The following is a 22,329-nucleotide window of genomic DNA, read 5'->3' on the forward strand; positions in this document are numbered from 1 at the left end:
AAACAAAACTTTTTCGAAATAGTGCTATAGATACCCCACTGATCAGCCAACATGATCCTCTCCTGCAAAATCCGACTCAATAGAGGCTAGTGAAGACAGCTCAGGTCGCTTGTCCGATTCCTCTACGAGAGTCGGTTTGCCTGATGGCTTGATAATCAAATCTGACAGCAGCTCCCCGAACATTTTCTTGCCGACAACCTTCTCCATCTCACCAATACCAACAAGTTCCTGCGGCTTAAAGATGGAGTCCGGCTTGAAGTGCTGGCCGAAATGCTTCTGTTTGATTGCTTGCTCCAGTGTGAATTTAACAGCGTCCTTGTCCGAATATATCCGGTTGCTTCGACCTTCAACGAGCTTCCAGCCAGGATAGCGAATGTTATGCTTCTCAGCCTGCTCTAGCATATGGTCCTTCACATCGCCTGCCCAATTGACAAGGTTCTCGATCTTGCCGCGGATATCAGCTAGCTCTTCGAGCGACAGCAGCTCAGGCTCTTTAAACTCATGAGCGAGGAGCTCCATATTCGCAAAGGCTCTCGTACGACAAACCGCTTTAGCTTTACAGAATTTGCAATGGTCGCCGGATACCGTATCACCTTTACCTGATACAGCAAGATCAGCGCCAGGCTTGACGACATCTTCTGCCCATTTAAACAACGCCTCAGTTGTCAGCATCTCTGTGGATACGCTGTCTAGCCGTGGCTGGACGATTGTCATTCGGACGTTCTGCACATCGTATAGGAAACTGAATCCGTTTATTGCGCCAAGACCATATAACCTGAGCTGGCTGTTATCCTCAGCTGAGACTGGTACACCCTTGCCGTATTTCAAATCTATAACCTCAAGCGTTCCGTCAGCTATGATTACGACATCGCCCGTACCGAAGCCCTCCGGCACCCATGGTGAGAAGTCTAAACGTTCCTCAAACAGAATCGTCGCATCAGGCGTCTTGGCTCTCGCTTCATTGATTCGCTCGATAACGACATCCATATAAGTTTGAACATGATCCTCCATCTCTTGCGAATAAAACTCACCCTTCTTAGCGGCCGCAAGTTTCTTCGTGTGCTGTGCCTTCGTGATATGGTTGAACAGATAGGCAAGATGGATTTCGGAGAGCTCGTGTGCCGCCGTACCCTCCGCCGCGAACACACTACTACCGCTCTCGCTTGGAAATAACGCCTCTAGTCCGACACTGCCCGGACAAGACAGCCAGCGCTCAGAACCAGACGCCGACAGCTTGGCATGGGCTCTGCTGGAATGATTGACGCTACTCATTCGCAACAGCCTCTAGTGCCGCATAAACTTCAGCACGTTTGTCTTCGGGTACCGCGCTAATCGAAGCAGAATCAAATTGAGTCAGAATAGCTTTAACTTTAGCCTGCTTGCCTAGCTTAGCTACCTCAGCCGCTTTGGCTCTCAGATCCTCCACCGAATACGTGGATGGGATATCGTCATCACTAGGACCTGGATCTTCCTTAATAGGCTCTTGCTTCGATTCAGGCTCGACAGGTTTATTAGTACGGGAAGCACGTGGTTGCTTAATTGTCTCAGCTGCAATAGTTGCTGATGCGGTATGTTTATTAGAAAAGCCTGATGAAAGAGCAATAAGTTCGTTAAGTGTTTCAGTGGCGTTTTCGCCGTTAATCGTGATTTGTACTGGCATATTAGGTAACCTCCTCGTTTATCTCTTTGATACAATAATGGCAACTTCGATTCCATTCCAAGGCTTCAAAGATTGCAGCTCAACTTCATGGCCGCAGATTTCGCACTCAGGAGGAAGCAATAATAAAGTGACACGGGACACAAGCAGCCCCTCCTATTTTCAATCCAGATAAATTGTGTTAAGATTGCGGTAACTAATTTTGTCTTTCGTGGCCTTTGCGACTCCTACATCGCAAGGGTCTTTTTCATGCGCTTTTGGTTCTCCCACGTCGCAAACTCCAAACAAACCATACGTTCCTCTTTCGTTAGCTCCAGCCAAACGCGACCTGTAACACTCATGCCTTCTCACCTCCTTCACGCAATACCCTCACCCAATCAAGCAAATCGCTTTTATGTATTTTTCGTGAAGCCCCAATCAAGAAGCTCTTAATCTCTCCAGATTGACAGAGCTCATAAATACGGCGACGCGATATTCCAATGTAATCAGCGATATGCTGCGGTGTTAGGACATCAGGTAACTGCTCGATTGCTGTGACTTTAATTTTAGTCATATGAGGATCACCTCTTTCTTGAGTTAATGGTGATTTCCAAATCCAGAGCCCCGCAAACCTTACTCATCGTCTCTTCGTTCCAACGTTTATCTCCTTTTAGTAAATCGTGAATGTACTGTGGTGAATATCCGGTTTGCCTTGCCAACTCTGAAGGATTCATTTCTTTTTCAGCTAAAATGTTTTTAACTTTGGTTGAGAATCCCATCTGCATCACCCCCTGAAGTAAATATTAAGCCATTTGATTAATTATATCAAATAGCAAATTTAATCAAATAGATTAAAATAAGAGCATTTAAGAGTATTAATCATATAGATTAACAAAAATGCTCCGAATAGCTTAAATTTGCTCCATTTTTAATCTATTTGATGATTGTGTTTTAATCTATTAGATGATAAAGTTTTAGCATAAGAAGAATAAGGAGTTGTTGCACGTGGTTTCACCTGAATATAGAATCCGAGAATTAAGGCAAAAAAGGAATCTTAGTGGCGTAGAGGTTTCCAATAAATTAGGGATTTCGCCACAATATTATTACGACATCGAGCGGGGTAAAAAAAATCTAAGCGCTGATAATGCCGTACTTCTAGCCGATATTTTCAAAGTGACTCTTGATTATCTACTCGGTAAGTCTATTGGAGCCATTATTGAGAAACGTCTAAATGATTTGGGTCTTACAATAGAGGAGTTATCGAGACAACTAGATGTGCCTTTAGCTATATTGATGAATCTAGATTACGGGCAACCTGCTCCATGGGATTACGAACCTGGCGGTATCATAGATCGTCTTTCGAAAACTTTAGGGCTTAGCTTCAAAGAATTAAGTTCAGCCTACTCCCGTCAAGAACCGCCGATATACGAAGGTCAAATGCGCAGTCCAAAAGAGTTATTTTCGAATCACCACCTTTCTCCTAGAGAGGAACGTGATATCGCTGTCGACCTTGAGCGCATGATCGGAGAACTTGAATCCACAGAAGCTATGGCTTTTCACGGTGAACCCATGGATGAAGAAACCAAAGAGCTGATGAGGCTATCACTTGAGAATTCGCTTCGACTAGCTAAAGGAATGGCCAAACAGAAATTCAATCCCAATAAAAACAAATAAGGGGCGCGCTGAATGGGGATTAAACACTTGGTCAGTCAGCTAACCCGCAAGCACGGAACGAACGATCCATTCAAGATCGCATCTCAGAAAAACATCGTCGTCTTATTCGAACCACTTGGCAGCATGATGGGCTACTTCAATACTTATAAACGCATACCTATGATTCATATTAATAATGCTTTGGAGGAGCAGGATCAACACTTCACATGTGCCCACGAGTTAGGACATGCTATCCTGCACCCCAAAGTAAACACACCGTTTCTTAAAAGGCATACACTCATGAGTGTTGAGCGGATAGAACGTGAAGCAAATGAGCTTGCAGTAGAACTTCTAATATCCGACGAATTATTAATTAGTGGCATGACATTATACGAAGCCGCAACTTTGAGTGGAGTTCCTATCGAAGTTGCTCACTTAAAACGCCCGCCAAAACGAACATTCTGGGCAGACGAACAATCCTATATAAAAATGTAAACTTGCGCTTCACCGCTGCGAGGCGGTTTTCCATACACCAAAAACAGAACATATGTTCTAAAAAGGAGCCATGAGATATGAAAGGAACGTATCGTAAAAGAGGTTGTGCATGCGGAGAAGGCAAGAAATGCAAATGTGGCGCCACATGGTCTTATAGAATTGATATAGGATTAGATCCAAAAACAGGTAAGCGAAAGCAAAAAGAGAAAGGTGGATACCGAACTGAATCTGAAGCAAGAGCTGCTGCAGCAAAGATATATGTGGAGATAATGGAAGGTACTTTCTCTCAAGAATCTAATGTGAAATTAGAGAATTTTATAGATGAATGGCTGAAGGATTATGGTAATAGCGGGGTTAAACCCAGTACTCTGGCATTGCGTAAGCATGAAGCTGAGCGATGGAAAGAAAAGCTTGGGCGAGCAAAGCTTTTAAAAAACGTGTCACGATCCGATTATCAAACAGTTATAGATGAATCGGCAGAGAAATACGCGTTTAATACTGTAAGCAGCATGCACCGAACAGGGAGGTTAATATTCCACAAAGCTGAGGAAATTGGAGCTATTAAAATCAACCCTACAAAGTTTACTCAGATCCCACGAAAGCGCACAACGATTGAGGAATTGGAAAACAACGAGGAATTAGCAAAGTATATGGAGAAAGAGGACTTAGCAAAGCTGCTCCTTTCCGCTAAAACTTCAGGGAAAGATTTAGACTACCCTGCCCTTCTTGTTCTTGCCTATACCGGGATGCGAGTTGGAGAGCTCTGTGCTCTCAAGTGGACTGACCTAGATTTCGAGGAAAAAACGATAAGGATTACGAAAACGTATTATAACCCTTACGGAGTCATCGTTAACTACGAGCTCCTGACACCGAAAACGAAAACATCGGTTCGAACAATTAGCGTTGATGACATCGTCATTAAAGCATTAATTGATCTTAAGGCGAAACAGAATGTAGTTAAGATGCAAAAAAGAGATGTATACCATGATCACGATTTCATATTTGCTAAATTAAAGAAATACTATGGCTACCCTGAACCTAAATGGCTTGTACGACAAAGGATGCTAAAACTGTTGAAACAAATCGGAATGGATAATGAAGGGCTCACTGTCCATTCACTTAGACATACACATACATCATTATTGGCAGAAGCCGGTGTCTCGTTGGAAGCTATCATGGATCGACTTGGCCATAAAAACGATGCAACCACCAAAGCTGTTTATCTACACGTAACGAAAAGCAAAAAGAAAGAAGCTTCCGACAAATTTGCCGAGTTAATGAGCGGACTCTAAATTATCCAGACCCATGTGGGCAAAATGTGGGCAAGCCTCTACACTACCTTCGAAAACCCTCGATGAATCAACTGTTTCCGCGCTTTGTACTTTATCGGCATCATTAATATTTTTTTCGCTTATTATTTCACCACATCGTACCATAGGCTCCAGCTGCATTTTTCCCTATTCGCTCTATTTTTAGCCGCAGCATAAACTAATTTTACAGAAGCGAATATAGTGGTAAAATGTCATATAGAGAACAAAACGAGCAAAATTCGCTGTACTTGGAGGCGCTACATGACTAAACAACGCATCGGGATTATTGACATAGGCTCCAATTCAGTCCGACTTGTCGTATACGAGAGGACAGCAAATGGTGCTCATCGTGTGGCGGATAGCAGCAAACGGCCTGCTAGATTAAGCGAACGTATTGACGAAGACGGCTGTCTTCCACTTTCAGCGATCGACGAGCTCATAGACACGCTGAACCATTTTACCATGATTTGCACACACAATCATACAAGCAATATTCGTGCTGTCGCTACCGCAGCTATTCGAAACGCCCAAAATCGCAATGAAATACTAAGCAGGATAAAAGTTGAAACCGGCTTAACCATTGAATTGCTATCCGGTGAGGATGAGGCTTCCTATGGTTTTTTAGGGATGGTCAACTCCCTGAATATCAAAGACGGACTCCTTATTGATATCGGCGGAGGAAGCACCGAGCTATCGCTATTTCGCAACCGCGCCCTCGTTCGCTCCGTATCCTTCCCATTCGGATGCGTCAGTCTCAACAAACGTTTTGGCGCCAAAGGCATGCTGCTCGATGAGGAGCTAAAGGCGCTTGAAACGCTTGTCATTGAGGCCGTGAAGAATGAGCCGTGGATTGGCGAGATGCCTGGACTTCCATTAGTTGGCGTCGGAGGCACCGTGAGAGCACTAGGCAAAATGCATCAGGCTGCCTACAAATATCCATTCCCGCAAACGCATAATTATCCTGCTACGTCCGAGCATGTCGATGAGCTGTTTCATCAAATGCGTAAGCTTCCGCTCGAAAAAAGGCGCAAGCTGCCAGGCTTGTCCAAGGAACGCGCCGACGTGGTTGTACCTGGCGTTGCCATACTACGTGTCTTGTTTCGTGCTACGAAAGCATCTTACTACCGCATCTGCGGGGCAGGGCTGCGGGACGGCTTATTCCATGCTACTCGATTTCCGAATCACCCAAAGCTGGATGACGTGCTGAAATACAGCCTGACGAATTTAAGCGCTCTACATCCTGAAGCGCCTAAGCAGCATGTGATGCAGGTGAACCGCATTGCGCTCGAGATATATGATGTGCTCCATTATGAGAACGCTCTGCCTTCGCAGACGAGAGTATTGCTCGACACCGCCTCGCAGCTGTTCCGAATCGGAGCTTCCATTGATTATTACGAGTATGCTCGGCATTCCTTCTATCTCATTATCAATTCCCAATTGAACGGACTAACTCACCGGGAAATGATCATGACCGCCGCCATTGCTTCATACAAAAGCAAAGGCCGGGCACGTCAGCATATATCCGAATATAAAGAGCTGCTGAACGATTCCGACCTTGATATTATTTATAAGCTGGGTGCTTTGCTGCAATTGTCTGCCGCCTTGGATCGCGGGGAGACGCAAGCCATTGCGCAGTTGAATGTCCAGCTATCTGGCAACCAGCTGCTGCTTCGGCCCGTTCAGCCCCGAGGAACGCTTGACGTAGAACGCCGCGAGGTGGATGAGCTTGCAGCCGAATTCAAGAAGCTGTGGGCGTACACGCCGAGTCTCGATTATTCGGCTACGCACGTCCCTTCCACGACGATATAACCTTGGCTTCAAACTGGCTGCGGAACGGCTGCTTATCGACGCTAGAGATATGCTCATAAGTACCGTTCGGCTGCAGCTCGCGCGCCTTGACGTTATCATCAATATTTAAATTAAGCATCTTGATCAATATTTGTCTAAGCGTTGGATCAAATACCGGACACATCAGCTCTATCCTTCTTGTGAGATTGCGTGTCATCCAATCCGCGCTGGACAAGTAAACCTCTTCTTCCCCGCCGTTATGGAAATACATGATTCTCGCATGCTCGAGGAACCGGTCTACAATGCTTATAACCTGAATATTTTCACTTCGTCCTGGCACGCCTGGACGCAAGCAGCATACCCCTCGTACGATCAATACGATTTTCACACCGGCTTGCGATGCCTCGTAAAGCTTATCAATCATTTCCTGATTGGACAACGAATTCATTTTGGCAATAATACGCGCCGGCTTGCCCGCAATCGCATTTAAACGTTCGCGATCGATCAATCGGTACAGCTTCTCTTTCAAGTCGGAGGGTGCAACGCCAAAGGCTTTCCATTCATAAGGCGACGAATAGCCTGTAACCTCGTTAAATAACGCCGAAGCATCGCCTCCGATAATTGGATGTGAAGTAAACAGCCCGATATCCGTATACAAGGTGGCCGTGCTGTCATTATAGTTGCCCGTGCCAACATGAACGTACCGGCGCAGCGTGCCCTGCTCTCGCCTAACGACCAATAAAATTTTGGCATGGGTCTTTAAGCCAACCAAGCCGTATACGACATGACAGCCTGCCTTCTCCAGCTGTCGTGCCCATGCAATATTCCGCTCCTCGTCAAACCTTGCCTTCAGCTCGACCACGACCGTTACCTGTTTGCCAGCCTCTCCTGCCTTGGCAAGCGCCTGAACGAGTGCAGATTGGCCGCTGACGCGGTATAAGGTCATCTTGATGGCAAGGACATCTGGATCATAGGCAGCCTGCATAACGAAATCATTCACTGCGTCGAACGACTCGTATGGGTGGTACATCAGCACATCACGCTGGCGGATAACTTCGAACATATCATCCGTTTCATCGAACTCCCGCGGGTAGACTGGCTCAAGCTTCTCGTAGCGCAAATTGTCATTGCCGGGAACGGCTCCTGCGAATTTCATCAAAAAGCTAAGATCCAGCGGTCCGTCAATCTCGAATAAATTATCTTCAATCTCCAGCTCTTCTGTAAGCATTTCAAGCGCATAAGGATGCATCCCCTTTGCTACTTCAAGCCTTACCGGAATGCCCCAGCGGCGCCTGCGCAGCTCTTTCTCAATCTCTTCCAGCAAATCCTCTGCGTCTTCCTCATTCAGTGTAATGTCCGCGTCTCTTGTAAGTCGAAATGGATGAACCGAAAACGGAATATACCCATTGAATAAGGTATCAATAAATTGCTGGATTAGATCCTCAAGCAGCACAAACTCCGTCTTTTTGCTATTGATCCTTCCCGGCACAGGAACGAATCGCGACAATATAGAGGGTACCTGCACAATCGCAAACAACGGTTCGTCCTCCGCTGAACTACCTTCCTGCCTTAAAAGCACCGCCAAATATAATTCTTTCGTATGAACGAGCGGGAAAGGTCTGCTCTGATCGACAGCCATCGGTGTTAAGACAGGAAATACGATTTCATGAAAATAGTCCGAGACTGCTTTCGTCTGCGTTACGTTGAGCTCTTCGAGTGAACGAATAAATATGCCTTCGCGGCTTAAACCGCGAAAAACTTCTCTGTATGTACGATATTGATCATTTACCATTTGTGTTGCACGTTTAATAAGCCTCTTCCAAAGTCCGGAAGGCGTATATCCAGTAAAGTCCGTTTTAGATAGGCCTGCTCTCATCTGCATTTGTATGCCTGCGACTCGCACGCTCATGAATTCATCGAGATTGCTTGTCACAATCGCTAGAAACTTTGCTCTCTCCAGCAGGGGATTGCCCGGGTCCTGTGCTTCTTGGAGAACTCTTCGGTTGAACTCGATCCAACTTAGGTCACGATTTACATAGTTGGACAAAAGCTTGGTCATTTCTCACGCCTCCTGAGTAATTTTGCGAAATTAACCTGCTTTTATAGCATACGCTTCAGTATGCCTATCAAGACTGCTGCAGGAAACGACAACGATCTCTTACATTATGAAGCATAACTATTATTTCCATGTTAACCTTTTGTAAATATGACGTAAATATTAGAACCTTCCAATCTTAAAATTGCCATTTCTCATTCTTTTTTCAATCCAATGCAGCATCATTTGCCTATAAAAGGTTCTCGTTGCCGGAAAGAGTAGCGTAACACCTACGATATCGGATAAAAAGCCCGGCATGAGCAGCAGTATGCCACCCGCGAGCACGCATAAGCCATCCAGCATGGTCTGTCCCGGAATTTGACCGGCCTGCATTTGGCGCTGTGCTTCGCTCCATACTCTGCGGCCTTCCGCTCTGGCTAAGTAGGCTCCGGCAAGTCCCATCACAATAAGAATAAAAAACGTATTCCATCCGCCGATCCAGCTGCCCATCTGAAAAATACCCCAAAGCTCAATAACGGGTACGATAATAAAAACCGCCAACAGCCATTTGTACATGATTGGACCTCCTAAAAAGTTGCATAGCGAAATTGGAACTTAAGGCTATACTTTAATTCGATTGTGAAGCAACTTGCTTCAAAGGATAAGCTTCGTTTACATAACAAGCTTACTTCAAAGCATAAGCTCCGTTTACATCGCAAACTTGCTTCAAGAGCATAAGCTCCGTTTACATAACAAACTTGCTTCAAAAGCATAAGCTCCGTTTACATCGCAATCTTGCTTCAAAAGCATAAGCTCCGTTTACATCGCAAACTTGCTTCAAGAGCATAAGCTCCGTTTACATCGCAAACTTGCTTCAAGAGCATAAGCTCCGTTTACATCGCAAACTTCCTTCGCAAGCACAAGCCTACTGGTTTGCGCGAGCTTACTTTGTAAGCAACAGGTTATATAAATCGGGCATCGCTTTATTAAGACGGGCGGGCTGCCAGGAGGCATTCACCCAAACATGCTTGGTACCGCCCTCAACGAGCAACTCACCAGGCAGCTGATCGCTACCAGCAAACACTCCTGCTTCGAACTCTTCTTTCCCTACCCTTCTTACCTGCGATTCAAAAGTTACCCGCACCGGCGTGCAAGCACCGATGCGCGTGCACACAATGACCATGTCGTCATAGCGAGCAGGCAAGATGTAGCGGCATTCCAAATCAACGACAGGAAGCAGCAAGCCATTGGCTTCAATTTCTTTATAGCTATATCCCACGTTTCTTATCCATTCTGTACGTCCAATCTCGAACCAGGTTACATAATTGCCATGAAACACAACACCCATCTGATCTGTTTCCTCATAACGCACACGCAGCGGATGCGTAAACCAACTAGCTTGTGTAAGCATGATATCCCTCCTAAAGGCAATTTAACCATTTCTGTGTAAACATGACGAATGAACAAAAAGCGACGGTGAGATCACCATCGCTTTCATCTGCTTCTTATCTAATTGTTAGAAAGTACCTTTAGGATTAAAGGACTTTAGATTGGCCGTGATAAACAACGCCCGTTTCGCCATAGATGGTAACTTCCATGCCATCTTTAAGCAGTTCGGTTGCGTTCGAAATGCCAAGAATAACCGGAATTCCAAGGTTAAGACCCACTACCGCTGCGTGGCTGGTAATGCCGCCTTGCTCAGTAATTACCGCTCCCGCTTTCTCGAAAGCAGGCATATATTCTTTGTCTGTCGAGACCGTAACCAAGATGGAGCCTTGAGTCGTTTTTGCAATGGCTTCTTCTGGTGTACGAGCTACAACGATTTTACCGATAGCTGTTTGGCTGCCGATACCTTGTCCTTGGGCAAGAAGCTCACCGATGTGGTGAATTTTGATCAGATTTGTTGTACCCGCACGACCAACAGGAACGCCTGCCGTGATAACAACCGTATCGCCAAGGTTTAGGAATCCAGTGCTCATGCCGCCTTTAACTGCGTTTTCGAACATTTCGTCCGTTGTATCCGCATCAGGACCAAGAACAGCGAACACGCCCCAAATAAGGGATAGACGGCGCAATACTTTCTCATCTGTCGTAACCGCAATAATCGGCGCTTTAGGCTTGTACTTCGATACCATACGAGCAGTAAACCCGCTTTGAGTCGAAGTAATGATCGCTTTCGCTTTCAGATCAAGCGCTGAGTTTGCAACGGCTTGGCTGATTGCTTCCGTAACGGAGGTTTGCTGTGCGTTTGCTTGCTTTGTGAATATTTCACGGTATTCCAATGCCGCTTCTGCACGCTCAGCAATACGAGCCATTGTTTGTACGGATTCAGTCGGGTAACGTCCCGCAGCTGTTTCACCGGACAACATGATCGCATCTGTACCGTCAAAAATCGCATTGGCAACGTCGCTCGCTTCTGCGCGAGTTGGACGAGGATTGCGCTGCATGGAATCAAGCATTTGCGTCGCTGTAATAACAGGCTTGCCTACGCGGTTGCCTTTTTTAATCATATTCTTCTGAACGAGTGGAACCTCTTCAGCTGGAATTTCTACGCCAAGGTCGCCGCGCGCTACCATCAAGCCGTCAGAAACCTCAAGAATTTCATCAAGGTTGTCTACGCCCTCTTGGTTTTCAATTTTGGAAATAATTTGGATATGTCCTGCATTATGACGCTCCAAGAGCTCACGGATCTCAAGCACGTCGCTTGCTTTACGCACGAAAGAAGCTGCGATGAAATCTACGCCTTGCTCGATCCCGAATACGATATCGTTCGCATCCTTTTCGGTAATACCAGGCAAAGAAATCTTCACTCCAGGTACGTTAACGCCTTTTTTGCTTTTGATTGGACCGCTGTTTACGATGCGGCACAAGATTTCAGTTCCTTTAACCTCTTCTACCGTCAAACCGATCAAGCCATCGTCAATTAGAATCGTCGAGCCGATGGATACATCATTTGGCAGGTTGTTGTAAGTAATGGGAACGCGATTCCGATCGCCAAGAATTTCCTCAGTCGTCAACGTGATCGTGTCGCCTTGGTTCAATTCAATAGGCTCTTCTTTCAGCTTGCCTAGGCGAATTTCAGGTCCTTTTGTATCAAGCAATACCGCAACTGAAGTGCCTAGCTCAGCATTTGCAAGGCGGATGTTCTTGATACGGTTGCCGTGCTCTTCAAAATCTCCGTGGGAGAAGTTAAGACGGGCAACGTTCATTCCTGCATGGATAAGTTTCTTTGTGTTCTCCAACGATTCGCTGGATGGACCGATTGTACAAACGATTTTTGTTTTGCGCATGTTAAGTTTCCTCCGTAAATTGCCTGATATTCTATACTATACTGACACGACACTCCACTGCTTGTACAGTGAAATAATCAATTTTACATATAATTTACTGAATGGTCGGTGTTGCCACCTGTGTCTGATCGGAGGTTTGCTCCGTCTCATCGACCAATTGAGCTTGATTGCTATCAGCAGTCTGCTCATTTGAAAACTCAAGCGGCTTCTCCGCAATTTTGAAATAACCGACTTTCCGGAACTTATTATAGCGGTCCTCGATCAGCTCATCGGCAGTCAAAGGGAGAAGCTCCTGCAAATGCAGCCACAGCTTATCCTTAATTTGCTCTGCTTGATAGGCCAAATCCTTATGCGCACCACCCTGAGGCTCTGGAATGATATCTTCGATGATGCCGAACTCCAGCAAATCCTTAGCTGTGATCTTCATCGCTTCAGCGGCTTGATCCGCTCTTGAAGCGTCCTTCCAAAGTATGGATGCCGCGCCATTCGGAGAAATGGCGCTATATATAGCGTTCTCCAACATGAGTACGCGGTTGCCGACGCCTAGTGCAAGTGCGCCGCCGCTGCCGCCTTCACCGATAACAATACAAACGATAGGCACGCCAAAGCCTGCCATTTCCCGCAAATTGCGCGCAATCGCTTCTGACTGGCCGCGTTCTTCCGCAGTTTTTCCTGGATAAGCCCCCTTCGTATCGATGAAGGTAATGATCGGGCGCTTGAACTTGTTTGCTTGCTCCATAAGGCGAAGCGCCTTGCGGAAGCCCTCGGGATGAGGACTGCCGAAGAAACGAGCAATATTCTCGCGGGTATCCTTGCCTCGTTGATGGCCGATGACTGTAACCGGTATGCCGTTCAGCTTGGCTAGTCCCCCCACGATTGCAAGATCATCCGCAAACAAACGATCTCCATGAAGCTCCATATAGTCGGTAAAAACCGTTTGAATGAAATCTAGTGAGGTTGGACGCTGATGATGACGCGCCATGTGCATTTTTTGAGCTGGAGACAGCTCGCTGTACAATTCTTCCTCTAGTTGTTTGCACTTCAGCTCAAGGCCGCGAATCTCTTCGGTGAAGTCAATCCCCTTCTCCACGCTTAAGGTCTTCAGCTCCGTAACTTTCTGCCGCAAATCATTCAACGGTTTCTCGAAAGGCAGCTCACCCGCCATAGGATGTTTCCCCCCTTGCGACATGCATATCAAGCAGCTTCGTTAACGTAGGCTTCATATCTTTTCGGTGCACGACTTTATCCAATTGGCCGTGCTGCAAATTAAACTCAGCTGTCTGGAAATCGTCCGGCAGCTTCTGCCGAATGGTCTGCTCAATGACAATCCGTCCGGCAAAACCGATCAGCGCGCCAGGCTCGGCCAAATTGTAGTCGCCCAAGCTTGCAAAGCTAGCCGATACCCCACCTGTAGTAGGATCGGTAAAAATCGAAATAAACAAACCACCTGCGCCTTGAAATTTCGAAAGCGCTGCGCTTGTTTTGGCCATTTGCATTAAGCTGATTATACTTTCTTGCATTCGGGCGCCGCCAGAGGTCGAGAAAATAAGAAGCGGCAGCTGTTTGGCGTGAGCCGCTTCAATCGCTCTTGTTATCTTCTCTCCAACGACCGATCCCATACTACCCGTAAAGAAATCAAAGCTCATTACGGCTACAACAACCGGAAACCCGCCGATCAACCCTTCTCCTGTGATGACAGCCTCGCGAAGACTCGATTTATTCTTCTGCTGTTCCAGCTTGCCAGCATAGCCAGGGAAGTTAAGAGGATCGACAGATTCCATATCTGCATCGTATTCTAGCAAATGTCCTTCATCGAGCGTTAATGCAATGCGCTCCAATGCCGTCAGTCGGAAATGATGCCCGCAGGAGGAGCACACCTTCAAATTTTTCTCAAGCTCTTTGCTGTACTGAATGGTGCCGCATTTGGAGCACTTATTCATCAAGCCCTCAGGAACCTCGCGCTTGCGCGGCTCCGATGGTATGGTCGCATACTTCTTCTTCGTAAACAGATCCTTTATTTGCACGTGTGACACCTCTCAAGGCGCAATAGTATAAAGCTATCCATCATAAAGGCCTCATTATGGAGTTAAATACTTCCTGTACTTCCTCCAACTCGCCTGATGGAACCAGTATCTCGTATTGCTGTTTGGACAGATTGACAGAGCGGATTTTCACCAAAAATCCTTCCTCCGTTAGCCGCTTCTTGATGTTATCTGCGATTTTAGCTGTTGGTGCGATATAAATGACCGTCCACATCATGGTACCTCCTGAAAACTTTGCTTCCGCAAAGCTCACTTACTAAGCATAGCTATCCCGGTAACAGGCCATATGATCTCACAATGATACCATAGTCATGGCGAATCCGGCAAATCATATCGGATCGCTTTCGGGTCCTGATGCGCAATTCTGGCCGATGCAGCAGCGGCTAATCCGGCAACCAAATCATCCAAAAACACATGAATGCGCTCGCCTTTCACATTCAATTGACGAATAATACCGGGTTTTACTTTATCCAAATATCCGAAGCTCGTCAATCCAATCATGCCATAAACATTCGTTATGCCAAGCGCCAGCGTCTCATCTACGCCATATAGCGACTCGTCCGTCTCCATGATCGATTGCAGAGGCTCGGGCAATAATTTGCGTTCTGCCAGCTCATCCAGAGCGATTCCCGTATACATGACATATTGAACCTCGCGCTTGTCAAGCACCGCTCTTACGCTCTCCTCGCATTCTTCCATTGTTAAATCAGGATTGTAGGGAAGCTGCAGTGTATAAACGATTTCGGATACATCATCGATCGATACCCCTCGTTTTAAGAGCCACTTCTCGATTCCTATCATAGGACTCATCCCTCCCGGAACTGCTTGTACGTCTATCTTGGAAACATTAGCGTGAGCAGATGGCGTTGTCCTATAAATCGAGCTCCTCTAGGAAAATCTTCATTGCCATCGTCACATGTATCTCTAAACATATGCACATACGAGCCCTGACGTGCATAAGAAATACTTTTGTTTGCAAGATCGGGAGGGAATTTATTTCACAACGATAGTTCCTTGTCCTAGCAGACTCTCAACTGCAGAAATTAGCTGCGTGGACGGTTTAACGCGGTAGCTGTCGCTAAGCGCAATCGATTTCTGACCTTGTTCATAAAATAATACGGTTGCGAGCTGGCCGGAGTAGCTTGCGAGCAACGCTTTGAGCTGATCTAATATTACGGGCTGCTCCTTATCAGCTACGATTTTAATATATACGCGCTGCGGCTTTCGTTCTGCAGGAGGAGCCGCGCTTATCATCCCGCCATGATTAGCTCGTACAGCTCCGTTTTCAGCTTTTGAACTCGGATTGATTCCTGAGGGTTGTTGACTCCGGTTTGAATAAGCTGTGCTCTGTACGGTTCTCCCTGAAGAAGCAGCGCTTCCGCTCGCCCGTGATGCCCGCGCCTTCGCTTGCTTCTGCAATCTGGCTACTTGCTCTGCAAGGTCCATTCGTCCAGGCTCAATCGGCACGCAATCCTCCACGAGCAGCTTATAATCGTCATCCTGCTGTTGAACGGTAGCTTGTACGATAGCCAACCCGCCCTTCGCAAGCTTACTGCCGATCCGCTTCCATATCGTAGGAAAAACGACAGCTTCAACCCGCATAATCCGATCCTCCAGCTCGATGAAGCCCATCGATAGGCCTTTCTTATTCGTGAATGGCTTTATAGACACAACCATAACGCCAACAATGGCAATTGTTCCATCCTTTACATCGCTAAGCTCAAGCAGCCGATCAAGACCGAGTGACGAAAGCTGCTGCTCCGCCGCATCAAGCGGATGTCCCGATAAATACAAACCAAGCAGTTCGCGTTCGAAATCCAATTTCTGTCCCGTTGTATATGGCCGAATATCCGGAAGCTCGACATCCCAGTTCTGGATTTCATCTAGACCGAACATTTCGATCTGCAGCTCTTCACGTTCCTTTCGCCATTTGACCGCCGTTTCCACCGTTTCCTCAAGCGCTGCAAGCAGCTGCGCACGGTGTCCTGGCAGCGTATCAAGCGCTCCTGCTTGAATGAGTGATTCCAAAACCCGTTTGTTCACGACGCGCAAATCCACCCTTTGGCATAGATCAAGCAAGCTCTCATAAGGCCGCTCACCGCGCTCCTTCATAAGCGCTTCGATCGCCTGCGTTCCGACGTTTTTGATTGCTGCAAGGCCGAATCGAACAGCCCTATCCGTAGGTGCAAAGGAAACGTTGCTTTCATTGACATCGGGGGGCAGCACTTCAATGCCCATGCGACGGCATTCATCCACGTATTCGGCCGTCTTGCGCTGATTCCCGGTAACCGAAGCCAGCATGGAAGCCATGAAAGGGATCGGATAGTTCGCTTTGAGCCACGCCGTCTGGAAAGCAAGCACGCCATAGGCTGCGGCATGTGCGCGCGGAAAGCCATAATCGGCGAATCGAACGATCATATCGTAGACCAGATTGGCCTCAGCTTCCGAATACCCTTGAGCGAGGCTCCCTTTCACAAAGTGAGCACGCTCCTCATCCAGCACCTCCCGCTTTTTCTTGGAAACGGCGCGGCGCAGCAGATCGGCTTCACCCAAAGAGAAACCTGCCATCAGCGAAGCGATCTGCATAATCTGCTCCTGATACACAATGATTCCGTAGGTATCCGATAGAATCGGCTCGAGCGACGGATGCGGGTATTCCACCGTAATCAGGCCGTGCTTGCCTTGAATGTATTTCGGAATAAATTCCATAGGGCCTGGACGGTATAATGCAAGCACCGAGACAATATCCTCGAAATCCGTTGGCTTCATTTCTTTGAGCACTCGCCTTACGCCAGCTGACTCTAGCTGGAAGATACCGGTCGTATCCCCGCGGCTGAGCATCGCATACGTCGCGGGATCATTATCGCTAATGGTATGAAAATCGATAACCTTGCCGTGCTGCTCCTTCACCGCCTTAAGCGCGCGCTCTAGAATAGAGAGGGTGCGCAGGCCGAGAAAATCCATTTTGAGCAGCCCAATAGCTTCTAAATTTTCCATCGAATACTGCGTAAGCGGTATTTGCTCGCTGCCTGTCTGTATAGGCGTATAGTTCGTAAGCGGCTCTTGGGAGATGACAACGCCTGCAGCATGCGTAGACGCATGGCGAGGCATACCTTCAACCTTAACGGCCATTTTCAACATGCTCGCTGTTCGGGGCTGTCGCTCGCTTGCCTCACGAAGCTCGCTGCTCAAGCGCAGCGCTTCATCCAGCGTAATGCCCAATTGGTTGGGAATAAGCTTGGCTGCACGGTCCACCTCTTGGAATGGGACGTTCATCGCCCTCCCTACATCCCGAACGGCAGCCTTTGCAGCCATCGTTCCGAAGGTAATGATTTGGGCGACATGCTCATCTCCATACTTGGCTGCCACATATGCGATAACCTCATCGCGGCGCTCATCGTTGAAATCGATATCGATATCAGGCATCGAAATCCGTTCAGGATTCAAGAAACGCTCGAACAACAGCTTATATTTCAGCGGATCGACATCCGTGATGCGCAGCGTATAGGCAACTAAGCTGCCCGCGGAGGATCCGCGTCCCGGGCCTGTTCGTATCCCTCGTTCATGAGCGAAGCGGATAAAATCCCAAACGATTAAGAAATAATCGCTGAATCCCATCTTGTCGATGACGGACAGCTCATATTCGAGGCGCTGTTCCGCCGTTTCTCTGAATTCGGCCTCATCTACCCATTCTGGCAATCCAGCATATCTTGCCGCCAGGCCGTCTTGGCATAACGCAATCAAATAATCCGAGGAGCTCATCCCAGCCGGGACCGGCCGGAATACCGGCAGCGCAGCACGGCCAAGCGTCAGCTCCAGCTCGCATTTATCCGCGATCTCGCTCGTATTCGCAATGGCTTCCGGCACATGTCTGTACAGCAGCGCCATCTCTTCCGTGCTTTTCAAGTACATCTGGTCTGATAGCATCCGCAGGCGACCTTCATCCTCCGTCGTTTTGCCTGTACCGATACAAATAAGTACATCCTGCATCTCAGCGTCCTCAGCCTGCAAGTAATGCACGTCATTCGTTGCTGCTAATTTAATTCCCGTGGCGCCTGCCAGCTTAATCATAGCCGCATTGACCTTTTTCTGATCCAGCAAGCCGTGGTCCTGCAGCTCCAAATAGAAATCATCGCCGAAAATCTCTTTATAACGGAGTGCGCTAGTTTGCGCATCCTTTAATCGATCATGCAGCAAATGCTGCGAAATTTCGCTTCCCAGACATGAACTAAGGCAAATCAAACCTTCAGAATGGCTTCGCAATACCACAAAGTCCACACGGGGCTTATAGTGAAAGCCCTCCAAATGGCCGATCGAGCACAGCTTCATCAAATTCCGATAACCGGTTTCGTTTTTGGCAAGCACGATCAAATGATAGGTAGGATTGTCCTTCCGCGCTCCCTTCTCAAACCGTGAGCCTGTCGTCATATAAAGCTCGCAGCCTATGATCGGTTTAATGCCATTTGCCCGGCACGCTTTATAAAAGGGAATGGCTCCATACATTACGCCGTGGTCCGTCAATGCCAGCGCCTTCATGCCAAGCTCCGCTGCTCTTGCTGTAAGGTCACGGATTCTAGCTGCGCCGTCAAGCAGGCTGTATTCGCTATGAACATGCAAATGTACGAAAGATTGTTCGTTCTGACTGCTCATCGCATCCGATCCTTTCCGCATCGTCCAAATAAGTTAACTCTATTTTATCATAATCACAGTGGACACGCCCATAGAATGGTAGCAGGGCGTACGGCGCAGAATGTCGTGATCCATCATTAAAGATCATGGAGGGATATAGATGAGCTACTTCTTATCCAAAGCAGGGCTTGATTTCTTTATTGCATTTGGCGTTGTCATTGGGGGGTCTACGCTTGCGGGGATCGGTTCCGTCTTCATGCTTCTTCCTCCGGCGACAACGATGCTCGACACGGCTGCAAGACTGAAAATATGGGCGATTGTAGCCGCGATTGGCGGCTCAATCGATCCTGTCCGCGTCATCGAAAGCAATATTATGGAGGGGCATTTGTCTCCAGCAGCGCAGCAGATCTGTTTTATCATAATCGCATTTCTTGGGGCTCATCTAGCGACGGAGCTCGTTCGTTTAATTTGCAAAGGGGCCGCGTAAGATGCGCGTACCGCCGTTTGAAAGATTTGTTAGAGGCTTGCAGATGGCGGGCATTCTGATACTAGGCATGATCATTGGCGCCATCATATACAATTCTATCTATATTGTGCGTTTCGAGGCATTAATCAGCTTGAAGAGTGAGCTTGAGGTAAAGCTGGAGCAATATGAGCAGGACATAAAAAATTTAAATGAATTCAAAGATCAGCATACGGTTATCAAAAGCCTTCTGCCGCGTATCGAAAAGGAAGCCGGGCAGGATTCGAAGCGGCCGAGGATTGATCAGGTTACGGAAGCCGAACTTATCAAGCGAATTAAAGCGGATCTCAAAATCTTCATCGGCAGAAGCATATATGAGATTGATTCCGATGCAAGCTTGGCGCGCAGCCTGCTTGAACATAAAGTATATATGGATGTAAATAATAAAGACTATACGATTCAACTTAAAACGATTCTTATCGTGGATAATGCCCTTCAAGTGTGGATTGAGGTTCGAGGCTATACAAAGCCGCCTGCTTAGGCAGACATCCGTCATTCGTGATACAATAGTGCTGACTATTCGCGATATATGGCTGTTAGAACTTCAATTTAAAGGAGCTGCATGGCTTGGATCAACTTCTGCAATGGGTGCTCGTTCCGGGCATTCTTATTACGCTTGTGCTTTCTGCAATATTCAGCTTTAAATCCCGTCGTGCCTCCGATGCGAGAACGAGAGGCCTGTTCTCGGCGCGAATGAATATAAGCATGGGCATCATGCTTATGTTTATCGCACTGGTACAGCTCTTCCTGTCGGGAGAATCTACGCTCCGCATCGTTATTGGCGCCATTTTCTTGGTCATCGGCGTTTTCAATCTTTTCGCTGGGCTCCGCAACCTTGGCGCGTATAGTGCCTCCAGGCAATAACCGATATTCAATAGGGATCAATCATTTGGGCCGTCATCATCGCTTTGGCGGCCAACCCTTTAGCATCCTTAACCTCAATCTCAAGCTTTGTAAACTTCCGGCTCATCTCAAGCGCCCTCGGTATAATCGTCACCTCGCTATCGATCTGCACCGGTCTCACGAAATACGTCGTCATGCTCTCCAGCAGATAATCCCGCTTGGCTGTCTCTCTAATCATTCTGCGAGCCGCTTGTGTCATAAGCGTTGCAAGGAGACCTTCCGACACCATGCCTAATGCTCCCGACATTTGGGGGGTAATCGTGCCCTTGTAGGCTAAGCCCAGCTCGTCTTGCCCTGCTGCGCTCACGTTTGCCGTTGCCATAAATCCAGACCACATCAAATCCTCGAAGGTTTCACCTGACTCGGGCTGCTTGCCGGCAAATCGCATCGCATCCAGCACCTCCTGCCTCGTAACAACACCGAGAAGCTTGCGGTGCCGATCCACGATAGGCAGTAAATCAATGCCCTCAGCCGCCATCGTATGGGCAGCAGAGGTGACGGTAATATTGGGTGCTGCCGTTATCGGATGTTTTGTCATCACTTTATCGATTGTACCATCCTCAGGCGAGCCAACCGCATCCTTAGCTGTCATCATGCCTACGACCTTGCCGCGATCATCGACAACCGGAAACCGCGAGTAACCCGTTTCGCGCGATAGTCTGTGGAACTCTATAATGGATTGTCCCATTCGAAGCACGTCAGCCGGCTTGCTGAATGTTACAATATCTTCAATCAGCATAATCTTGCGTTTGATAAGGCGGTCATACATCGCTCTATTAATCATCGATGCGACGGTGAACGTATCATGCCTGGAAGAAATAATCGGAAGCGCGCGGTCATCCGCCAGCTTGATAATTTCTGCACTTGGCTCAAATCCGCCGGTGATGAGGACTCCCGCTCCCTCTTCAAGCGCGCAGCGATGGGCTCCGATTCGGTTCCCTACGATAAGCAGGCTCCCTTCGTCAATGTAGCGCAGCATAGCGTCAAGCTCCATTGCCCCTATGACGAATTTGTGCAGCGACTTATCAAGCCCTGCTGCACCGCCAAACAATCTGCCCTCGACGATTTCGGCTACTTCCCCGAACGTCAGCTGGTCTAGCGCTTCTCTGCGCTTTCGGTCGATTCGAACCGTACCGATCCGCTCTTTCGTACTGACGAGCCCCGAACTCTCCGCTTCCTTGAACGCCTTGTACGCCGTCCCTTCGCTTACTCCAAGCGCCTTAGCAATGGCTCTAACTGATATCTTCGTCCCAATCTTTAGCCCTTGAATATAATTTAAAATCTGCTCGTGCTTCGTGCTAGTCTCATTTCCCGGTCCGATTGGAGCCATTTGTATCCTCCGTCCAACTTTCCATCTTAAGCTCCTATTATAAGTGAAAGAACGGAACAAGTCATGTCTGCGCCTTCTGTACGGAGTTAAAGCTGCCATTGCAGCAGAACCCGCTCCACCTTCAGCTTCCCGTCAACAAACGGTTCGCCGGAACGCTCAAACCTCCATTTGCGAAACAGCTGTTGGATCGTTTGTGCATTGATCGAATCCTCTGCGCCAGACATAATAAATGCCTGCCAGTCGTATTCGATCGGAAGCGGATAACGCAAGGATTGAATCAGATGTTGATCATATTCAATCACTTGCACGGGAATCTCATCATAAATATTAGAGAATAAGAATGAGCTATGCTCGCTATATGGCCTAGAGATTGGGTCTGATTTCAGATCTAGCACATATTCTACGATTTGGGTATGGGGATTCACGCGACAGCTGAAGGAACCGCGGGCTGTTACTGCTTTATCCACGCGATGAGACAAGCGATAGGTAAACTGAACCAAGAAGGGGACGTTATTGTAATACGCGCGAACTTTTCTGAAAAACTCGAATTCATCAACCATGGTGCAACCTCCTCGCATCAACCATTTGCCCTATATTATCCTATCATCATTATCCGAATTGGTAAAATGATCCTTATCAGGTAATCATAATAATAGAATGATACTTTTTTACACAATTATAGTAAAGAGCCCACC

22 protein-coding genes and 1 pseudogene are annotated in these 22,329 nt (G+C 47.5%); 8 read left to right on the forward strand and 15 right to left on the reverse strand.

The features are described from left to right. Nucleotides 1-42 precede the first annotated feature (42 nt). From AB4Z29_RS00450 to AB4Z29_RS00465, 4 genes are all read right to left on the reverse strand, one after another. Nucleotides 43-1,272: a DUF2800 domain-containing protein gene (locus AB4Z29_RS00450; protein WP_441941212.1), complete on the reverse strand. Its 1,230-nt coding sequence runs from the start codon at nucleotides 1,270-1,272 to the stop codon at nucleotides 43-45. Further along, nucleotides 1,265-1,660, reverse strand: coding sequence for a hypothetical protein (locus AB4Z29_RS00455; RefSeq protein ID WP_441941213.1), 396 nt, complete (start codon nucleotides 1,658-1,660; stop codon nucleotides 1,265-1,267). The genes AB4Z29_RS00450 and AB4Z29_RS00455 overlap by 8 nt, the downstream gene beginning before the upstream one ends. A 334-nt stretch (nucleotides 1,661-1,994) precedes the next feature. Further along, the gene (locus AB4Z29_RS00460; RefSeq protein ID WP_441941214.1) at nucleotides 1,995-2,210 is read right to left on the reverse strand and encodes a helix-turn-helix domain-containing protein; all 216 of its coding nucleotides are present in this window, start codon (nucleotides 2,208-2,210) and stop codon (nucleotides 1,995-1,997) included. A 7-nt stretch (nucleotides 2,211-2,217) separates the two neighbouring features. Next, complete coding sequence (locus AB4Z29_RS00465) at nucleotides 2,218-2,415, reverse strand: helix-turn-helix domain-containing protein (protein WP_441941215.1); 198 nt, start codon at nucleotides 2,413-2,415, stop codon at nucleotides 2,218-2,220. A 226-nt stretch (nucleotides 2,416-2,641) separates the two neighbouring features. Here AB4Z29_RS00465 and AB4Z29_RS00470 point away from each other — a divergent pair. From AB4Z29_RS00470 to AB4Z29_RS00490, 5 genes and pseudogenes are all read left to right on the forward strand, one after another. Next, nucleotides 2,642-2,818: pseudogene (locus tag AB4Z29_RS00470) on the forward strand (helix-turn-helix domain-containing protein); the annotation flags it as partial. 111 nt (nucleotides 2,819-2,929) lie between these two features. Continuing rightward, a complete protein-coding gene (locus AB4Z29_RS00475) occupies nucleotides 2,930-3,310 on the forward strand; it encodes a hypothetical protein (protein ID WP_441941568.1) in 381 nt (126 codons plus the stop codon). Between the two features lie 12 nt (nucleotides 3,311-3,322). Next, on the forward strand, nucleotides 3,323-3,784 hold the full coding sequence (locus AB4Z29_RS00480) for an ImmA/IrrE family metallo-endopeptidase (RefSeq protein ID WP_441941216.1): 462 nt from the start codon (nucleotides 3,323-3,325) through the stop codon (nucleotides 3,782-3,784). Between the two features lie 77 nt (nucleotides 3,785-3,861). Beyond that, nucleotides 3,862-5,076 (forward strand): tyrosine-type recombinase/integrase, encoded by a 1,215-nt coding sequence (locus AB4Z29_RS00485; protein ID WP_441941217.1) that lies wholly within the window; start codon nucleotides 3,862-3,864, stop codon nucleotides 5,074-5,076. Between the two features lie 279 nt (nucleotides 5,077-5,355). After that, entirely contained in the window at nucleotides 5,356-6,903 is a 1,548-nt protein-coding gene (locus tag AB4Z29_RS00490; protein WP_441941218.1) for a Ppx/GppA phosphatase family protein, read from the forward strand. Here the strand turns inward: AB4Z29_RS00490 and ppk1 are convergent. The 9 genes from ppk1 to AB4Z29_RS00535 all read right to left on the reverse strand — a co-directional run bounded on the left by ppk1 (nucleotide 6,875) and on the right by AB4Z29_RS00535 (nucleotide 18,899). Continuing rightward, a complete protein-coding gene (ppk1, locus tag AB4Z29_RS00495; protein ID WP_441941219.1) occupies nucleotides 6,875-8,941 on the reverse strand; it encodes a polyphosphate kinase 1 in 2,067 nt (688 codons plus the stop codon). The genes AB4Z29_RS00490 and ppk1 overlap by 29 nt on opposite strands. A gap of 159 nt (nucleotides 8,942-9,100) precedes the next feature. Then, nucleotides 9,101-9,493, reverse strand: a complete 393-nt coding sequence (locus tag AB4Z29_RS00500) for an FxsA family protein (RefSeq protein ID WP_441941220.1) — start codon at nucleotides 9,491-9,493, stop codon at nucleotides 9,101-9,103. Nucleotides 9,494-9,860: 367 nt separating this feature from the next. Further along, nucleotides 9,861-10,328, reverse strand: a complete 468-nt coding sequence (locus tag AB4Z29_RS00505; RefSeq protein WP_441941221.1) for an acyl-CoA thioesterase — start codon at nucleotides 10,326-10,328, stop codon at nucleotides 9,861-9,863. Between the two features lie 124 nt (nucleotides 10,329-10,452). Beyond that, a complete protein-coding gene (gene pyk, locus AB4Z29_RS00510; RefSeq protein WP_441941222.1) occupies nucleotides 10,453-12,207 on the reverse strand; it encodes a pyruvate kinase in 1,755 nt (584 codons plus the stop codon). Nucleotides 12,208-12,301: 94 nt separating this feature from the next. Continuing rightward, nucleotides 12,302-13,372: an acetyl-CoA carboxylase carboxyltransferase subunit alpha gene (locus tag AB4Z29_RS00515; protein WP_441941223.1), complete on the reverse strand. Its 1,071-nt coding sequence runs from the start codon at nucleotides 13,370-13,372 to the stop codon at nucleotides 12,302-12,304. Further along, nucleotides 13,362-14,231, reverse strand: coding sequence for an acetyl-CoA carboxylase, carboxyltransferase subunit beta (gene accD, locus AB4Z29_RS00520; RefSeq protein ID WP_183557471.1), 870 nt, complete (start codon nucleotides 14,229-14,231; stop codon nucleotides 13,362-13,364). The genes AB4Z29_RS00515 and accD overlap by 11 nt, the downstream gene beginning before the upstream one ends. Nucleotides 14,232-14,271: 40 nt before the next feature. After that, nucleotides 14,272-14,463, reverse strand: a complete 192-nt coding sequence (locus tag AB4Z29_RS00525; protein WP_053374720.1) for a hypothetical protein — start codon at nucleotides 14,461-14,463, stop codon at nucleotides 14,272-14,274. Nucleotides 14,464-14,558: 95 nt separating this feature from the next. Next, on the reverse strand, nucleotides 14,559-15,050 hold the full coding sequence (locus tag AB4Z29_RS00530; protein ID WP_441941224.1) for a phosphatidylglycerophosphatase A family protein: 492 nt from the start codon (nucleotides 15,048-15,050) through the stop codon (nucleotides 14,559-14,561). A 192-nt stretch (nucleotides 15,051-15,242) separates the two neighbouring features. Continuing rightward, entirely contained in the window at nucleotides 15,243-18,899 is a 3,657-nt protein-coding gene (locus AB4Z29_RS00535; RefSeq protein WP_441941225.1) for a DNA polymerase III subunit alpha, read from the reverse strand. Nucleotides 18,900-19,038: 139 nt separating this feature from the next. Here AB4Z29_RS00535 and AB4Z29_RS00540 point away from each other — a divergent pair, with 139 nt between their 5' ends. From AB4Z29_RS00540 to AB4Z29_RS00550, 3 genes are all read left to right on the forward strand, one after another. Next, entirely contained in the window at nucleotides 19,039-19,365 is a 327-nt protein-coding gene (locus AB4Z29_RS00540) for a YtrH family sporulation protein (RefSeq protein ID WP_441941226.1), read from the forward strand. 1 nt (nucleotide 19,366) lies between these two features. Further along, complete coding sequence (locus tag AB4Z29_RS00545) at nucleotides 19,367-19,882, forward strand: hypothetical protein (RefSeq protein ID WP_441941227.1); 516 nt, start codon at nucleotides 19,367-19,369, stop codon at nucleotides 19,880-19,882. An 86-nt stretch (nucleotides 19,883-19,968) separates the two neighbouring features. Next, complete coding sequence (locus AB4Z29_RS00550; RefSeq protein WP_183557456.1) at nucleotides 19,969-20,265, forward strand: YtpI family protein; 297 nt, start codon at nucleotides 19,969-19,971, stop codon at nucleotides 20,263-20,265. A gap of 7 nt (nucleotides 20,266-20,272) precedes the next feature. Here AB4Z29_RS00550 and AB4Z29_RS00555 read toward each other — a convergent pair whose 3' ends face one another. Both AB4Z29_RS00555 and AB4Z29_RS00560 read right to left on the reverse strand, forming a co-directional pair. Then, the gene (locus tag AB4Z29_RS00555; RefSeq protein ID WP_441941228.1) at nucleotides 20,273-21,634 is read right to left on the reverse strand and encodes a DRTGG domain-containing protein; all 1,362 of its coding nucleotides are present in this window, start codon (nucleotides 21,632-21,634) and stop codon (nucleotides 20,273-20,275) included. A gap of 86 nt (nucleotides 21,635-21,720) precedes the next feature. Further along, nucleotides 21,721-22,194, reverse strand: coding sequence for a hypothetical protein (locus tag AB4Z29_RS00560; protein ID WP_441941229.1), 474 nt, complete (start codon nucleotides 22,192-22,194; stop codon nucleotides 21,721-21,723). Between the last annotated feature and the right edge of the window lie 135 nt (nucleotides 22,195-22,329).

The sequence above is a fragment of the Paenibacillus sp. 2TAB23 genome (assembly GCF_052115165.1).
Lineage (GTDB): Bacteria > Bacillota > Bacilli > Paenibacillales > Paenibacillaceae > Pristimantibacillus.

Coding starts and splice junctions, on each gene's coding strand:
- AB4Z29_RS00525 (WP_053374720.1), bottom strand. CDS start 14,463: ATGTGGACGGTCATTTATATCGCACCAACAGCTAAAATCGCAGATAAC.
- AB4Z29_RS00465 (WP_441941215.1), bottom strand. CDS start 2,415: ATGGGATTCTCAACCAAAGTTAAAAACATTTTAGCTGAAAAAGAAATG.
- AB4Z29_RS00515 (WP_441941223.1), bottom strand. CDS start 13,372: ATGGCGGGTGAGCTGCCTTTCGAGAAACCGTTGAATGATTTGCGGCAG.
- ppk1 (WP_441941219.1), bottom strand. CDS start 8,941: ATGACCAAGCTTTTGTCCAACTATGTAAATCGTGACCTAAGTTGGATC.
- AB4Z29_RS00460 (WP_441941214.1), bottom strand. CDS start 2,210: ATGACTAAAATTAAAGTCACAGCAATCGAGCAGTTACCTGATGTCCTA.
- AB4Z29_RS00535 (WP_441941225.1), bottom strand. CDS start 18,899: ATGAGCAGTCAGAACGAACAATCTTTCGTACATTTGCATGTTCATAGC.
- AB4Z29_RS00500 (WP_441941220.1), bottom strand. CDS start 9,493: ATGTACAAATGGCTGTTGGCGGTTTTTATTATCGTACCCGTTATTGAG.
- AB4Z29_RS00450 (WP_441941212.1), bottom strand. CDS start 1,272: ATGAGTAGCGTCAATCATTCCAGCAGAGCCCATGCCAAGCTGTCGGCG.
- AB4Z29_RS00455 (WP_441941213.1), bottom strand. CDS start 1,660: ATGCCAGTACAAATCACGATTAACGGCGAAAACGCCACTGAAACACTT.
- AB4Z29_RS00490 (WP_441941218.1), top strand. CDS start 5,356: ATGACTAAACAACGCATCGGGATTATTGACATAGGCTCCAATTCAGTC.
- AB4Z29_RS00530 (WP_441941224.1), bottom strand. CDS start 15,050: ATGATAGGAATCGAGAAGTGGCTCTTAAAACGAGGGGTATCGATCGAT.
- AB4Z29_RS00475 (WP_441941568.1), top strand. CDS start 2,930: ATGAATCTAGATTACGGGCAACCTGCTCCATGGGATTACGAACCTGGC.
- AB4Z29_RS00540 (WP_441941226.1), top strand. CDS start 19,039: ATGAGCTACTTCTTATCCAAAGCAGGGCTTGATTTCTTTATTGCATTT.
- AB4Z29_RS00485 (WP_441941217.1), top strand. CDS start 3,862: ATGAAAGGAACGTATCGTAAAAGAGGTTGTGCATGCGGAGAAGGCAAG.
- AB4Z29_RS00480 (WP_441941216.1), top strand. CDS start 3,323: ATGGGGATTAAACACTTGGTCAGTCAGCTAACCCGCAAGCACGGAACG.
- pyk (WP_441941222.1), bottom strand. CDS start 12,207: ATGCGCAAAACAAAAATCGTTTGTACAATCGGTCCATCCAGCGAATCG.
- AB4Z29_RS00555 (WP_441941228.1), bottom strand. CDS start 21,634: ATGGCTCCAATCGGACCGGGAAATGAGACTAGCACGAAGCACGAGCAG.
- AB4Z29_RS00545 (WP_441941227.1), top strand. CDS start 19,367: ATGCGCGTACCGCCGTTTGAAAGATTTGTTAGAGGCTTGCAGATGGCG.
- AB4Z29_RS00560 (WP_441941229.1), bottom strand. CDS start 22,194: ATGGTTGATGAATTCGAGTTTTTCAGAAAAGTTCGCGCGTATTACAAT.
- AB4Z29_RS00505 (WP_441941221.1), bottom strand. CDS start 10,328: ATGCTTACACAAGCTAGTTGGTTTACGCATCCGCTGCGTGTGCGTTAT.